The organism is Psychrobacter sp. MF31 (assembly GCF_012847335.1).
GTDB lineage: Bacteria > Pseudomonadota > Gammaproteobacteria > Pseudomonadales > Moraxellaceae > Psychrobacter.
The window spans coordinates 1-15,359 of the sequence record NZ_JABBDX010000006.1; the positions used below are offsets into that span (position 1 = coordinate 1).

Here is a 15,359-nt window from a genome sequence, read left to right on the forward strand (position 1 = left end):
TGCTGACGACAACAGCGCGATGGAACCACCTGATCCCTTCCCGAACTCAGAAGTGAAACGTCGTAGCGCCGATGGTAGTGTGATTCGCTCATGTGAGAGTAGGTCATCGTCAGCTCCTTTTTCCAAAAGCCCCCTTCAGAAGAAGGGGGCTTTTTTTATGCTTGGGGTTTGGATTAGAAAATTTTTAGCTTTTTCTGATCTTGCTATGATTTATTTTCTAATTTATGATTAAAGTTAATAAAATGACTATTCATAAATTGGAACTTGCTATGACCACATCAACCGTGACCTACCAAGGTGACCTTCGAACCTCTGCTATTCATCTACAATCAAACAATACCATTATTACTGACGCGCCCGTTGATAATCACGGTAAAGGCGAAGCGTTTTCGCCAACGGATTTGCTTGCGACCAGCCTTGCAAGCTGTATGCTGACCATTATTGGTATTAAAGCTGCTGATATGGCAATTGATATTGCAGGGACTTATGCTGAAGTTAATAAAGTGATGGCAGCTGATCCAAGACGAGTAAGTGAAATCCATGTAGTAATCACCTTTAATAAACTGCTTGATGAAAAAACCCTTAAAATATTTTACAACACCGCGATGAATTGTCCGGTGGCAAAAAGCTTGCATCCAGACATTCTTCAAAACCTAAGCTTTAGCCAAGCCAACAGGTCTTAATGTGGTTAAAAAAACGCTACTGATTATTGTCCATTTGCCATCAGACAATACTCAAAAGTTAGCAGAAGCAGCGTTAGAAGGTGCAACTCATTCTGACATTGACATTAATACGATATTAAAGTCGCCGCAAACGACTTATCCTGAGGATGTTTTAAACGCGGATGCGATCCTTCTTGGCACCACAGAAAACTTAGGGTATATGTCAGGGCTGACCAAAGATTTTTTTGATCGCTGCTATTATCCAGTTTTAGAGCAAAAGCAGGGATTGCCGTTTGCAGTTTATATTCGTGCAGGATTTGATGGCACAGGAACACTGCGGGCAATTCAAACCATTACGACAGGGCTGCGTTGGAACAGGGTTCAAGAGCCGCTGATTTTAAAAGGGGATTGGCAGTTGGGTTTTATCGATGAGGTCAAAGCGCTTGCAATGACGCTTGCCTTAGGGCTTGAAACGGGAATTTATTAAAGATTTATAATATCTCAGTTTTTTCTCATAATATTTATATTCAAAATTAAGTTCTAGTTTTGAAAGTTAATTTCTAATATTTTCATTTGTTGAGGTTATAAGTCCTTGTTAAAGTTTGTAATTTTTAACTAAACGTTAACAACTCGCTTAAGTTTTTTATTTAAGATAATAAAGCGCAATAAGATCCGATGCGTTTAATTGCAAAATAATAATAAACAAGACCAGCTAGGACTTCTGATGAAAACAACAATTGATCACACAGACCCCGCCAAATCCATGAACATGTCGCGCGGCAATGGCGGTGAGACTCACCAACGCGCTGATGATAATGGCAAAGTGCTCACGACCCAACAGGGTGTGGCAATCTCTGACAACCAAAACTCTTTAAAAGCCAATCCTCGTGGTCCAACGCTGCTTGAGGATTTTGTACTTCGCGAAAAAATCAATCACTTTGATCATGAACGGATCCCCGAGCGAATCGTTCATGCCCGAGGCAGCGCGGCTCACGGTTATTTTGAGCTGACTGAATCACTTGCTGAATATACTACTGCTAAAATCTTGACTGAAACGGGAAAACAAACGCCGCTATTTACGCGTTTTTCGACCGTTGCGGGCAATAAAGGCTCAAAAGATACCCCGCGAGACGTTCGCGGATTTGCTGTAAAAATTTATACCGAAGAGGGCAATTGGGATATCGTTGGCAATAATATGCCAATTTTCTTTATTCAAGATGCGATCAAGTTCCCTGATTTGATCCATGCCGTTAAGCCTGAGCCAGATCGTGGCTTTCCACAAGCTGCCTCTGCTCATGATACGTTTTGGGATTTTGTATCGCTGACGCCTGAAACTATGCACAACTTGATTTGGCTGATGAGTGATCGCGCAATCCCGCGCAGCTTTAGCATGATGGAAGGCTTTGGCATCCATAGCTATCGCTTTATTAATGCTGAAGGCAAAAGCACCTTTGTCCGTTTTCATTGGAAACCTGTTAACGGGGTTCAATCGCTCATTTGGGATGAAGCTGTAAAAATATCAGGCGCTGATCCTGATTACAATCGCCGTGATTTATACGAGTCGATTGACCATGGAAAATTTCCTGAATGGGAATTTGGCGTTCAGTTATTCACTGAAGAAGAGGCAGAAAAATTCCCATTTGATCATTTAGACGCGACCAAATTGATCCCTGAAGAATTGGTTCCTGTAAAAATCGTCGGCAAAATGGTGCTCAATCGCAATCCAGACAACTTTTTTGCTGAGACGGAGCAGGTGGCATTTTGTCCATCGCATTTGCCGCCAGGGATTGATTTTAGTAATGATCCATTGTTACAAGGTCGATTGTTCAGCTATCTTGATACACAGCTGTCGCGATTGGGATCGCCAAACTTTGTTCAAATTCCAATTAATGCGCCAAAATGTCCCTTTGCTAACAATCAGCAAGATGGTCATATGCAAATGCAAGTCCCAAAAACGCGAACGCTTTATGAGCCGCAAAGTCTTGATTTGACGCGACCACGCGAAAGCATTAAACGTGGATTTAAGTCATTCCCTGAACAGCTTGATGATGGCGTTAAAGGTCGGATTCGCGCTGAAAGCTTTGCTGATCATTACAGCCAGCCGCGCATGTTTTATAAAAGCCAGACGCCCGCTGAGCAAGCTCATATCGCTTCTGCCTTTACCTTTGAATTGAGCAAAGTCGATACGCCGCACGTTCGCACCAGAATGCTTGGTCATTTGCGCAATATTGATGAGGATTTGGCAACTCGTGTTGCAACCGCCCTTGGTATGGAATTGCCAGAGCCTGCAGAAGCTGCGGCTCCGGTTCAAGATTTACCAACGTCAAAGCCGCTACAAACCATTGGTCGGTCGCCAAAATCGTTACAAAGCCGCTTAGTGGGTATTTTGGTTGCGAAAGGCTCAAAACATAGCGAAATCAAAAAGTTTGAAGAGGCGGCGATGAAAGAGGGTGCAATGGTTAAAATCGTTGCAGCAACCAAAGAAGTAATCCTCGATGATGGCACGCGAATCCAAGCCGATGAACGCTTATCAGGAGCGCCATCGGTGCTATTTGATGCCGTTGTGAGCATTATCATGCCAGATGAAGCGAAAAAGCTTGCCAATGACAGCGCGGCTCAAGATTGGTTCACCGATGCTTATGCCCATTGTAAAGCCATTGCGTACTGCGGCGCGACGGATGAGTTTATCTTAAGCAAACTGCCGATTGAAAAAGACAGCTTTGTCACGCCACTATCGGATTTGGACAGCTTTATTGATAATGCCAAATCAAGACTCTGGGAGCGTGAGCCAAAAGTTCGTGATCTTGCCTAAGTGTTTAAAGTATTAATAAAAAACTCAGCCAAGTGCTGGGTTTTTTATTGCAAACCATTTTAAAAATGACTTTAGATGAGTCAGTCATTTAAAATTAAAAATTAGCCAATTATCTTGATTAAAATAGTAAGACGCTCCTGTTTTTTATCAAGGATGATTTCAATGCTTGACAGCATCATTACCTTAGATGGTCATATTCAAAGCATTTATTTGGCGGTTTATTCCGATAAATTGCTGCTGCTTGATGGTTGCTGTCGCCCCGATGTGCCGATGGTACTAGATTTTATTCGCTTTGAGCTTCAGCGTCCTATCAGCGATTTAAAGGTGGTTGTGGTCAGTCATATGCATCCTGATCATGCCGGCGGCGCACTTAAGCTCAAACGGGCGACGGGTTGCCTGATTGTCAGTTCGGCGCGATCATCACCGTGGTATGGCGGTATTGGCGGTCGTATGATGCATTTGGTCGATACGGGGCTTGCGTACTATGTGGCATATCGGCAACAAAAACCACTAAAAAACTTGTGGTATCCGGCAACGCTCATTCCTGATAAAACGGTTTGTGATGGTGATAAGCTGCCTTTGTTTGATGATTGGCAGGTTCTTGAAACCCAAGGTCATACCGATCGTGATTTGTCTTTATTTCATAAGCCAAGCGCTCATGTTTATACCGCCGATTTAATTATTAAGCTTCGCCATAAATTTGTTGCGCCGTTTCCAATCTATGACCCAAAAGTTTATATTGAGTCACTACAAAAGATCAAAGCACTAAAGCCATCTTGTGTGTTGATGGCTCATGGCGGCAAATTAGCGATTGATGAGGCAACCTTTGATACGCTGATTAGGAACGCTCCAAAACAGCCGCGAACGGTAAAAGACACGATTATTCATAAGCTACTTTGGCGTAGCGGATCAAAAGGCATTTTTAAACCTTAATTTTAGCGGGAATTGCTTTGTTAAGGTCATAAAAAAAAGCCCAACCAAAATAGTGGTTGGGCTTTAAAAAATGGTGGGCCGTCCGCGACTCGAACGCGGGACCAATAGATTAAAAGTCTACTGCTCTACCAACTGAGCTAACGGCCCTAAGAGAGGTTAAAAAATTGCAGTGCAATTTTAGTCTCGTAAGGAAAATTCTTTAACTAAGAATTCCAAAAGCCTTGCTAGTAACTTAAATCTAAACATTAAGTCTTCGCAAGAATAATTTTCTTAAAAGAAAATCGTTTAAAACTAAACTTATTAAGTTAATACCGAGTAGGGCAAAATACTTAACGAGTTTACTACTAAAATGGTGGGCCGTCCGCGACTCGAACGCGGGACCAATAGATTAAAAGTCTACTGCTCTACCAACTGAGCTAACGGCCCTGAAAAGCGCTAAAACATTTAGCTGTATCGCTAATCGTGAGAGCACATTATATAGAGAATTGTCACAATTACAACCCCGATTGCAAAAAAAATCCAAGTTTTTTTAAAATAATTTAGTTTTTAGGCAAATATGGGGTTTAAAGCACATTTAATCGCGTGATAAGGCATCAACAGGGTCAAGTCTTGCTGCATTTCGCGCGGGTAGAAAGCCAAAAACGACACCAATAAGCGTTGAGCATAAAAACGCGGCAATAATGGATGTCGGCGAGTAAATGACTTGAAAGCTGTCGCCTGCAACGCGGTTAATCAGCTCGCCAATGGCATAAGCCAAGCCAATCCCTAACAGACCGCCTAAAATACAAACCAAAATGGCTTCAATTAAAAATTGCTGCATAATGTCGCTTTGACGTGCGCCAACTGCCATACGAACACCAATCTCATTGGTGCGCTCAGTGACCGAAACGAGCATGATGTTCATAACCCCAATGCCGCCAACGATCAAGGAAATAATGGCAATTGAGGAAATCAGCAAGGTCATGGTGCTGGTGGTCGCCTCAATCGTTTGGCGGATGGAGTCAGAGTTGCGAATGCGAAAGTCGTCCGTTCCGTGGCGGCTTTCAATCAACGTTTTAATGGCAGATTCAGCCGCACTGGAGGAAATGTTATTGTCAATAAGGGCAATAAAGCTTTCGATATAGGATGTCCCCTTAATTCGCGACATCATGGTGGTGTAGGGCATGTAAATGGTCGGGGTGTCGCTATTGCGGGCAAATCCTGAGTTGTTGGGCGCAAGAACGCCAATAACGCGACCAGGAACGCTGCCGATAAGGAGCACTTCTCCAATAGGATTGGGATTGTCAGAAAAAAAGGTCGTTTTGGCATTGTCATCAATGATGATGTCTTGGGTTCGGCGTAAAATGCTTTGCTCATCAAACCCTTGACCTTGAACTAAAGTCTCACCGCTGACCGCCAAATAATCTTGACCAACGCCGCTCACGCTTGCCGCTTCTTCAATATTTCGGTAGCGAATGTTGGTATTGCTGCTTAATTGTGGGCTGACGCTGACAATATAAGGCTGGTCGGCAACGGCTTGGGCATCTTGAGGCGTTAAGTTTTTATCATTATATTGTCGCCTAGGATCGCCAAACGGGTAGCCATCGTTGACGGTGATGGTGTTGGTGCCAAGGGAGCTGATGTCATTTAAAATTTGTGCTTGGGAGCCTTTGCCAAGACCGACAACAGAAACAACGGAGGCAATCCCAATGATGATGCCAAGCATGGTTAACAGCGTTCGCATTTTATGAGCGCGCATGGCAAGAAGCGACATTTTAAAGGCTTCAAGTAAGCGGTCAATAAAGCTGCCAAAAGCGCTTTTTTGGTGGCGGCTTAATACAGGCGCAGGGGCGGCTTTGGCACTTTTTTGTTGACCGGTTAAGTAATCTTTGATGATTAAGCCGTCTTTAATCTCAATGACGCGGTCGGCTTGCTCAGCAATGCTTGGGTCGTGGGTCACCATGATGATGGTGTGACCGGCGTCATTTAAATCGCGTAAAATTTGCATGACATCGGCGCCCGATTTGCTGTCAAGCGCTCCTGTGGGTTCATCCGCTAAAATGATGTCGCCGCCGTTCATAAGCGCCCGTGCGATAGAAACGCGCTGCTGCTGACCGCCGGACAATTGGCTTGGTCGGTTGCCCGTTTTATCGCCAAGTCCTAAATCGGCGAGCAGTTTTTTAGCGCGATCGCTTCGGGCTTGGTTGTCCATTCCGGCATAAACGGCAGGAACGGCAACGTTGCCCTCAGCATTGATGTCGCCAAGTAAGTGATAACGCTGAAAAATAAAGCCAAAATGCTCGCGGCGCAATTTGGCAAGCTCATCGGCATCAAGGCGACTGACGGATTTGCCAAAGATTTGATAGTCGCCGGCACTGGCTTTATCAAGGCAGCCCAAAATGTTCATGAGCGTGGATTTGCCGGAGCCTGATTGCCCAATGATGGCGACCATCTCACCTTGATAAATGCTCAAATCAATGCCGTGAAGCACGCGGATGATTTGCTCGCCGGCGCGAAACTCTTTAATCAGCCCGTTGACCTGCATCAATGGCGCTTTTTCTTGGTTACTCATGTTACTTTTGCCTATCATTTATGCAGTTTTTTATCATAGGTTAATTGGTTTGGCTCAACATTATTTAAAACATTCTAGGACCGCGATTGCCGCCTTTTTTACCTTGACCTGAATCCTCTTCACTTAAAATAATTTCATCGCCCACTTTTAAGCCGCTTAAAATTTGCGCATTGACACGGTTATTGATGCCAACGGTGACGGGCGTAGCAACAACACTGCCATCAGATTTTAAAACGCGAACCATATATTTGTTAGTTGTAGCGGCTTGGCGGTTGTTGGTATCGGCGTTATTAGCGCTGCTTCCTTTATTGCCTGCTTTGTTGTTTCCTGAATTATTGCTTCCTGAGTTGCTTCCTGATTTTGCTGAGCGGTTTCCACGACCAGATTTGCCACCAGAAAAAGGCTGCAATGCTGCCGAGGGAATCAATAAGGCATTTTTGGCTTGGTTGACGATAACGTAAACTTGAGCGGTCATGTCAATGCGAAAGCGGCGCTCAGCGTTTGGCACTTCGATGTAGCCAACGTAATAAATCGCTGAATCGGTGGAGCTGGTTTCGCTGATGACCTCGGGCGCAGGCTCGATGGCTTTGAGCGTGGCGTCGTATTTTTGATCGGGATTGCCAATGATATTAAAATAAACTGGCATTCCGGCTTGAACATTAATCACGTCCGCTTCTGAAATCTGAGCGTTGATGCGAACGGTGGACAAATCGGCTAGGGTGACGATAGTTGGTGCGGACTGGTTGGCGTTTACCGTCGTGCCTTGTTCAGTGGTGATAGAAACAACCGTTCCAGACATCGGCGCGCGAATGGTGGTGTAGCTTAAATCCTCTTGAGCGGTGCTGACGTTGGTTTGTGATTTTTTAAGGGCGGCACGTTGGCTATTGATATTGGCGCGGGTGGTGGCAATCGCGGCTTGAGCGGAGTCAATTGCGGCAAGCGAATTGGCAACGGCGGCTTTTGCAGTATCAACTTTGGTCGCTTGGGTCGCAAACTCTTGCTGAGAGATGGCATCAATATCGAGCAAAGATTGCAGGCGCTGAAAATCGGACTGCGCTTGCTTGAGCTCTGATTGCTTACTTGCCAAATCCGCTTGAGCGCTTTTGAGACTTGCCGCTCGGCTTTGAAGCTCGGCTTCCGCGCTTTCAATAGCGGCTTGACTTTGCTCAAGGCTGGCTTGCTCATTGCTTAAGTTGTTTTTTTGGGTCACTTGGTCAATTTGGGCAATCAAATCGCCTTTTTGAACCTCATCGCCAACCTTAACAAATAAGCGTTTGACCTCGCCTGACACCTGAGCGCCGACATCGACGGTGTTAAGCGCTTTGACTTTCCCCGATGCCATCACATTATTTTCAATGTCGCCAAGTTCTGCGGTTGCCGTCAAGTAGTTGGGAGCTTGCTCTTTTGGCTTGAACATTTTGTAAAGGACGACTGCCAAAATCACGGCGATCAGCGCGATCACGCCCCATTTAATGAGCGCCTTTTTTTTGATGTTTTGCATAACAACCACTTTATTCCCAATCAATCTACAAAAGTTTTAGCGACAAAATTTCAATTAAATAACGATGCTAGTAATAATTACCAGTAAAATCAGCAAGATGACGTTTTATAGTTTAAATAAACCGTTATTCAAATAAACTATACTAAAGACTTGGCGGGCAAAAGGGAATGGCTATTAGTTTGCGAAAGGTTAAGCGAAAAAAGCTCAAACAAATATCAATCAGCGGTAGTTTAAAAATAAGTTAAAAAATGCGCTTTATAGTGGTTTAAAAATGTTGTGAGAGTGAAAATAAGGATTTTCCTGTGACCAACAGCGCCGCTTGCAATAACAGCTCCCATGGATTTTGCGCAATCACGCCTTTAACCGCCGAATCACAGCGATAAAGCAGCTCAAACCAAAGCTCAGTTTGAGCGCGCGATTGACGGCGACAAGCATTTTGATAAAGCCCTTGTTTGCTGCGCCAAATGCCAAGCGATTGCGGGTCTTTGCCGTCCATCAATGCCAAAATAGCGCGCATGTCTTTGCTGATTGCCCAAAGTACCAAGGTCGCCGGCTCATCACTGTCTTGAAGCGCTTGCATGATTTTGACCACTTGAACGCTGTTTCCTGCAAGCATCGCATCAGACAAATCAAAAACGCTAAACTGAGCGTCGCTCACAAGTGCAGCTTGCAAGTCCTCAATATCGATAGCAACAGGATGGCTCGGCGCATTACCCGATTGTTCAGCGGCAATTTGCGGTGCAAACAAATATGACAGCCGCCAAAGGGTTTGATAAGCACCAAGCAAGTTGTGTTCGGTGTGTGAGATTAACAGCTGCCAAGCATCACTTGATAACCGAAGCCCAAAGCGCTCAGCTTTTAATTGCAAGATTTGCTGACGACCGCGCTCGTCATAAAGGTTGCAATCAATGACATGACCAAACTTAATAAATGGCGCTAGCCACTTGCTGGCTTGGCTTTTTTTATCGACTTTGGGAAGCAGCCAAAGCAGGCTATGCGAGCGCTCATCAATATCTGTGGCAAAGTGCTCAATTTCACTGATGATGGCTTTATCCGGTTTGTGATTGCCAGTGACAATTAGTGCGCTGGCATCATCAAATAGAGACTGCGTGCCAAGCTCGCTCATCACCTCATGCCAGCTTTTTGCGGACACCAATTCAAAGCGTTTGATAGCGCGAAGCTCATGTTGCCAATGATCTCGCAAATCATCAATGAGCCATTGTTGAAGTAGCGGCTCATCCCCTTGAGCCAGCCAAAGCCCTGCCGTGGCAACCTTTGGCTGCGACAGTTTGGCGTAAGCTTGGATAAAGGTTTGCTGCATATTCAGTTATGGTTTAATCATAGGCTTAGCAGGCGTTGACACGGTGTTTGGTAAGCCAATCGCCACGTATTGGTCGCTAATTCGCCGCGCTAAACTGTCATAAAGCCAATCGCGGATTTGGCTGCCTTGTTGGTCTTCGGTGCTCACCGAGGCTTCGTTATATTGATAACTGCGCTCAACTTGGATGGGGTTGCTGAGTGTTACCGGCTCGCCATTTTGCAGCGTTTGGTACGTCACATCCGCCGACAGCACCAAGCGAATCTCGGTTAATACGCCGACCAGCTCATAGCGGCGAAACTGAACATTTTTTACCGTAATGGCGGCAAGTGGCTCAGCAGGTAAATTGTCGCTTGAAACGCTCATACCGTCAATAACTTGAGCGCCAAGTGCCGAAAGTCGCTTGGATAGGGGCAGTTTTAATGGAAATGCCGTTTTGTTGTCTTCGATATTAACCACCGTTTTGGCAACATCAAAATGCAGCGGCGCCTCAAACCCGCGCAGATGAAAGCCGCAGCCGGTTAAGCCAAACGAGCTTGTCGCCAAAACGGCGGCAACAAGCGCTGCTTTTATCAAGGTTTGAGGGTTCATTGAGCTGTCCTTTTTAAGCTGTCTTTGTTAAATAATGCCAAATTAACCGGCAACGACGATATTGACCAGTTTATTAGGAACGACGATTTCTTTTTTAATCTCGCCCGTTAAAAACTTCGCTACGCCCTCAATGGCTCGTGCTTTTGCTTTAAGCGTTTCGCTATCGGTGTTTGGTGCTACTTCCATTTTACCGCGAACTTTACCATTAACTTGAACGACCATGGTAATGCTGTCTTGAACCAAGGCGGTTTGATCAACGGCAGGATAGACCAGCGTTTTGGTGTCGATCCCTAGTTCTTCAAGTAAATGCTCGCCCACGTGCGGCGCGTAAACGCTAAGCATAATAAGTAAATCAATGAGTGCTTCGTGCTCAACGGTTAAGTCATCAAAATTTCCGGCGCTAAAGCTGGCGAGCTCGTTGGCAAGCTCCATGAGGCTTGAAACTGGCGTATTTAGCGCGAGTCTGTCGCCCAAATCACTGTCAATTTTGGCAATGGTTTCGTGCGTTTTTCGGCGCAAGTTTTTCGCCGCTTTTGACAAGTTGTCTTTGTTGATATTGCCTTGGTTAATCGTATCAAGCTCAATGCCAGCGTCTTTTAGCGCTTGCAAGTGTTCGCTCGCAATTCGCCAAACTTTTTTTACAAAGTTATAAGGACCTTTAAGCGCGTCATCTGACCACTCTAAAGTTTGGTCAGCAGGGGCAGTAAACAAGGTATAAAGGCGAACGGTATCCGCGCCATATTGATCGATGGTGGTTTGTGGGTCAACGCCATTATTTTTTGACTTAGACATTTTTTCAATTTTGCCAATGGTTACAGGCTGACCGTCTGATTTGAGCACGGCGCTTATTGGCTGACCGCGGTCGTTGTAATCAATATCAATGTCTTGCGGGAAATAATAGGTGGTGCTGCCATCAGGGTTTGAGCGATAAAACGTTCCGGCAAGTACCATGCCTTGGGTCATTAGGTTAGCAAATGGCTCATCACCCATAACCAGTGACTCATCGCGCATCAGCTTATGGAAAAAGCGCGCGTAAAGCAGATGCATAACCGCGTGCTCAACGCCGCCAATATATTGGTCAACTGGCAGCCATTTGTTTGCCGCAGATTTATTGACCATGCTTTGGTCATCGTTTGGACTGGCAAAGCGCGCGTAATACCAGCTGGATTCAACAAAGGTATCAAAAGTATCGGTTTCACGGCGCGCGTCGTTACCGCATTTTGGGCATTGGGTATTTACAAATTCAGGGATGTCTTTTAGCGGGTTGCCGCGACCATCGGGAACGACGTCGGTTGGCAACACGACTGGCAAATCAGCTTCATCAACCGGAACGGTGCCACAATGCTCGCAGTTTACCATGGGGATAGGGCAGCCCCAATAACGCTGGCGTGACACGCCCCAATCACGAAGGCGGTATTGGATTTTTTTATTAGCAAGTCCCATCGGCTCAAGCTTGGCAAGCATCGCTGAAAATGCTTCCTCAAAATTCATTCCAGTAAAGTCGCCAGAATTGACCAACGTGTTGCGCTCCGTATAAGCGCGATTGTCGTCATCAGCGGCTTTATCGGCAAAATAATTATCCGGAATGTCAATCACCTGCTTGATGGGCAAATTATATTTGGTTGCAAATTCATAATCGCGCTCATCATGCGCCGGAACGGCCATCACCGCGCCCGAGCCATAACTCATCAGCACGTAGTTGGCAACCCAAACCGGAACTTTTTCGCCAGTTAACGGATGGGTCACGCTAAAGCCCGTTGCCATGCCGACTTTTTCAGCTTTTGCCAAATCGGCTTCAGCAACCGAGCCTTTTTTACATTCGGCGCAGAATTTTGCAATCTCTGGGTCTTTTTCCGCCGCCATTTGTGCAAGGGGATGCTCAGCTGCTACCGCCACGTAAGTTACGCCCATCAAGGTATCGGGTCGCGTGGTAAACACATCAAGCGTGCCGTCCTCGCCATTGATATGATAAGGGAAATGAACTTCCATTCCCGCGCTGCGACCAATCCAATTGCGCTGCATGGTGATGACTTCTGATGGCCAATGACCTTCTAATTTGTCCAAATCATCAAGCAGCTCATCGGCATAATCGGTAATGTTAAAGTAGTACATCGGAATGTCGCGTTTTTCAACCGGAGCACCGCTGCGCCAGCCTTTACCATCGATGACCTGCTCGTTAGCAAGAACGGTATTGTCAACCGGATCCCAGTTAACGGTCGCAAGCTTTTTATAAACCAAGCCTTTTTTATACAATTGCAAAAATAACCACTGCTCCCAGCGGTAATAATCCGGGCTACAAGTGGCAAATTCGCGTGACCAATCGATGGACAATCCAAGCAATTTTAACTGAGCGCGCATGTTATCAATGTTGGCATAAGTCCAAGCCGCAGGCGGCGTTTGGTTGGCAATCGCGGCGTTTTCAGCAGGCAAGCCAAACGCGTCCCAACCCATAGGCTGCATGACCTCAAAGCCTTTTAAACGGTAATAGCGGCTTAAGACGTCAGAGATGGTATAATTGCGAACGTGACCCATATGCAGCTTGCCGCTTGGATACGGGAACATCGAGAGCATATAGCGCGAAGACTTATCACTTGGCGCGTTGTCGACCTCAAAACGCTTGTCAGCTGCCCATTTGGCTTGCTGAGCGGCTTCGATTAAGCTTGGTTGATACAAATGATTGGCGGGAGTTATAGAATCGGTGACGGTGCTGCTCATAATTGGCTCAATTTGGAAAATAAAAATTCAAAAAAAATACTGCCATAGCATAGCGTAATTTGGCAAAAATTGCGACGCTCTCGTGAATCGCAACCGTGCTTATTGCAGAAATTTTATTGCGTATTCAAGTTAAAACCCACCTAAAAGAAGGAAAATTCCATGACCCTCACCGTTTACGGCATTAAAAATTGCAGCAGCGTCAAAAAAGCGCTAACCATTTTAGACGATCAGCAAATCACTTACGACTTTTTTGACTTTAAAAAACAAGAAATGACTCAAGAGTTGCTTGATACATTTATCAGTGAGTTTGGTATGGATAAGGTTTTGAACAAACGCAGCACGACTTGGCGAAATTTAAGCGATGAAGAAAAAAACGCCGCAAGCATTGATGACAACGCCGCCAAAGATTTAATGATTGCTCAGCCAAACTTGATTAAACGCCCGATTATTTTAGGACAGGATAAGACTAAAACTGTTGCCACAATTGGCTTTGATCATGACGCCATAATTGCTGCAATTTCGTAACGGTTGTATTCATCTGCTCGAATTTAGCTTATGATAACAGGACAGCGGTAACCTCAATAAGGTTGACTTTATTCATTTTTTTAACACCTTGAAAAACTTAAAGTCAACCTACCAACATCAATTTAGGGGGTTGTCATGAAATCAATGATGCTAAGTGCGATGCTTATTGCCGCCGCAATGATGGGCGTTAATGCTCAAGCGGCGGAAACCTCAACCAAAATCACCTTTGCCAAAGACAGTTATTGTGGTAATTTTGCAGGGAACATCAAAAACGGTAAGACCTTTCGCTTGTGGCTGATGCCGCAGCAAGAGCTGGTCGTTCGTAATGTCGGTCGCGATCAAATTCGCGTGGCTTATGTTACCGATCCCAAAGGTCGTCTTGATGGCGAGTATTATGACGATGAAAGCTATTTTTACACCAAAAATAAAGGCAATCATCTCATCAAAGTCTATGGCAATAGCAGCTACTCAAACATAGAAATTTGCGCTTATTAATATAGTTAGGTCATAAAAAAGCCTGAGCTAACTTCCGCGAAGCTCGGGCTTTATGATTCCAAGCAAAAACCAAATAACGCTAAAGCACCAAATAATCAGCATATAAAGGCGGATTTGCTCTGCCGTCCAATCAAGGGCAAACCAGTCAATCATAAAAAATGATTTCCAACCTTCAATCCAGCGCGCGCCGCCAAAGCCAATGATCCACCAGCAATACAGGCTTTCGATAATAAATAGCACGCACCAAAGCCAAAGTGACATTAAGACCTCCTAAATGCTTTGAGCGCGGCTTATATTAAAAGAATAAAAGGGGGGGCTGAATTGGCAGTTAATCAAGCAATTAGCTACGAGCTTTGTCCAGATCGCGGCTGATCAGCGTTCCAACCCCTTTATCGGTAAAGATTTCAAGCAACGTGGCATGCGGGACGCGACCATCAACAATGACCGCGCTTTTCACGCCGCCGCGAACGGCATCAAGGGCGCAACCAATTTTGGGAATCATCCCGCCTGAAATCGTGCCATCCTCAATCAGCGCATCGACTTTCGTTGGCGTAAGTCCCGTGACCACATTACCATCGCGACCGAGCACGCCTTTGATATTGGTGAGCAGCATGAGTTTTTCAGCTTGTAAAAACTCAGCAACTTTTCCGGCGACCAAATCGGCATTGATATTATACGTGTTGCCGTCAGAATCGACCCCAAGTGGCGCAATTACAGGGATAAAATCAGCAGCAATCAGCATGTTAATCACATCTTTATTGACGCTGACCACATCGCCAACAAATCCCAAATCAATTGGCGTGGCGTTGCCTTTGTCATCATTTTTATACATGAGTAGCTTTTTGGCGCGGATTAAATTGGCGTCTTTTCCGGTAAGACCAATCGCGCGACCGCCGTGTTTGTTAATGAGGCTGACGATAGATTTGTTCACGCTGCCACCAAGTACCATTTCGACCACATCCATGGTGGCTTTGTCGGTCACGCGCATGCCATCGATGCGATCAGATTGCCGCCCCAATTCTTTGAGCAAGCTGTCCACTTGTGGTCCGCCGCCGTGAACCACGACCGGATGCATACCAACCGTTTTTAGCAGCACGATATCGCGGGCAAATGAGCTTTCAAGCTCAGGGTCAGTCATGGCATTGCCGCCGTATTTGACCACGATCAGCTTGTCTTCAAAACGCTGAATGTAGGGCAGGGCGGTGGTGAGTACCTCAGCGGTGATTTTTGCGTCATCTAAATTAAGCGACATCCGA

Annotated in this window: 13 protein-coding genes, 2 tRNA genes and 1 rRNA gene; 7 read left to right on the forward strand and 9 right to left on the reverse strand. The window is 45.5% G+C overall.

What is annotated here, in order from left to right; genetic code table 11:
- The first annotated feature begins 1 nt into the window (after position 1).
- The 5 genes from rrf to HF322_RS08755 all read left to right on the forward strand — a co-directional run bounded on the left by rrf (position 2) and on the right by HF322_RS08755 (position 4,407).
- Positions 2 to 115, forward strand: a 5S ribosomal RNA gene (gene rrf / locus HF322_RS08735).
- Positions 116 to 269: 154 nt separating this feature from the next.
- On the forward strand, positions 270 to 683 hold the full coding sequence (locus HF322_RS08740; protein WP_169393073.1) for an OsmC family protein: 414 nt from the start codon (positions 270 to 272) through the stop codon (positions 681 to 683).
- 1 nt (position 684) lies between these two features.
- Entirely contained in the window at positions 685 to 1,149 is a 465-nt protein-coding gene (locus HF322_RS08745; protein WP_169393074.1) for a flavodoxin family protein, read from the forward strand.
- Positions 1,150 to 1,386: 237 nt separating this feature from the next.
- Positions 1,387 to 3,474: a catalase gene (locus tag HF322_RS08750; protein WP_169393075.1), complete on the forward strand. Its 2,088-nt coding sequence runs from the start codon at positions 1,387 to 1,389 to the stop codon at positions 3,472 to 3,474.
- 162 nt (positions 3,475 to 3,636) lie between these two features.
- Positions 3,637 to 4,407 (forward strand): MBL fold metallo-hydrolase, encoded by a 771-nt coding sequence (locus HF322_RS08755; protein ID WP_169393076.1) that lies wholly within the window; start codon positions 3,637 to 3,639, stop codon positions 4,405 to 4,407.
- 71 nt (positions 4,408 to 4,478) lie between these two features.
- Here the strand turns inward: HF322_RS08755 and HF322_RS08760 are convergent.
- The 7 genes from HF322_RS08760 to leuS all read right to left on the reverse strand — a co-directional run bounded on the left by HF322_RS08760 (position 4,479) and on the right by leuS (position 13,083).
- Positions 4,479 to 4,554: transfer RNA gene (locus tag HF322_RS08760), tRNA-Lys, on the reverse strand.
- A 203-nt stretch (positions 4,555 to 4,757) separates the two neighbouring features.
- Positions 4,758 to 4,833, reverse strand: a tRNA-Lys gene (locus tag HF322_RS08765).
- A gap of 148 nt (positions 4,834 to 4,981) precedes the next feature.
- Positions 4,982 to 6,958 (reverse strand): MacB family efflux pump subunit, encoded by a 1,977-nt coding sequence (locus HF322_RS08770; RefSeq protein ID WP_169393077.1) that lies wholly within the window; start codon positions 6,956 to 6,958, stop codon positions 4,982 to 4,984.
- Between the two features lie 64 nt (positions 6,959 to 7,022).
- The gene (locus HF322_RS08775) at positions 7,023 to 8,459 is read right to left on the reverse strand and encodes an efflux RND transporter periplasmic adaptor subunit (RefSeq protein ID WP_169393078.1); all 1,437 of its coding nucleotides are present in this window, start codon (positions 8,457 to 8,459) and stop codon (positions 7,023 to 7,025) included.
- Positions 8,460 to 8,724: 265 nt separating this feature from the next.
- Complete coding sequence (gene holA, locus HF322_RS08780) at positions 8,725 to 9,780, reverse strand: DNA polymerase III subunit delta (protein WP_169393079.1); 1,056 nt, start codon at positions 9,778 to 9,780, stop codon at positions 8,725 to 8,727.
- Between the two features lie 6 nt (positions 9,781 to 9,786).
- Positions 9,787 to 10,368, reverse strand: a complete 582-nt coding sequence (locus HF322_RS08785; protein WP_223193248.1) for a hypothetical protein — start codon at positions 10,366 to 10,368, stop codon at positions 9,787 to 9,789.
- Positions 10,369 to 10,410: 42 nt separating this feature from the next.
- Positions 10,411 to 13,083 (reverse strand): leucine--tRNA ligase, encoded by a 2,673-nt coding sequence (gene leuS / locus HF322_RS08790; RefSeq protein ID WP_169393080.1) that lies wholly within the window; start codon positions 13,081 to 13,083, stop codon positions 10,411 to 10,413.
- A 159-nt stretch (positions 13,084 to 13,242) separates the two neighbouring features.
- On the opposite strand from leuS, the gene HF322_RS08795 reads away from it, so the two are divergent.
- Positions 13,243 to 13,608 carry a Spx/MgsR family RNA polymerase-binding regulatory protein gene (locus HF322_RS08795; protein WP_169393081.1) on the forward strand — a complete coding sequence of 122 codons (366 nt, stop codon included), beginning with the start codon at positions 13,243 to 13,245 and terminating at the stop codon, positions 13,606 to 13,608.
- Positions 13,609 to 13,743: 135 nt separating this feature from the next.
- Positions 13,744 to 14,103 carry a hypothetical protein gene (locus tag HF322_RS08800; RefSeq protein ID WP_169393082.1) on the forward strand — a complete coding sequence of 120 codons (360 nt, stop codon included), beginning with the start codon at positions 13,744 to 13,746 and terminating at the stop codon, positions 14,101 to 14,103.
- Positions 14,104 to 14,130: 27 nt separating this feature from the next.
- Here the strand turns inward: HF322_RS08800 and HF322_RS08805 are convergent, their stop codons facing one another.
- Both HF322_RS08805 and argB read right to left on the reverse strand, forming a co-directional pair.
- A complete protein-coding gene (locus HF322_RS08805) occupies positions 14,131 to 14,364 on the reverse strand; it encodes a hypothetical protein (RefSeq protein ID WP_169393083.1) in 234 nt (77 codons plus the stop codon).
- 79 nt (positions 14,365 to 14,443) lie between these two features.
- Positions 14,444 to 15,355 (reverse strand): acetylglutamate kinase, encoded by a 912-nt coding sequence (argB, locus tag HF322_RS08810; RefSeq protein ID WP_169393084.1) that lies wholly within the window; start codon positions 15,353 to 15,355, stop codon positions 14,444 to 14,446.
- Positions 15,356 to 15,359 lie beyond the last annotated feature (4 nt).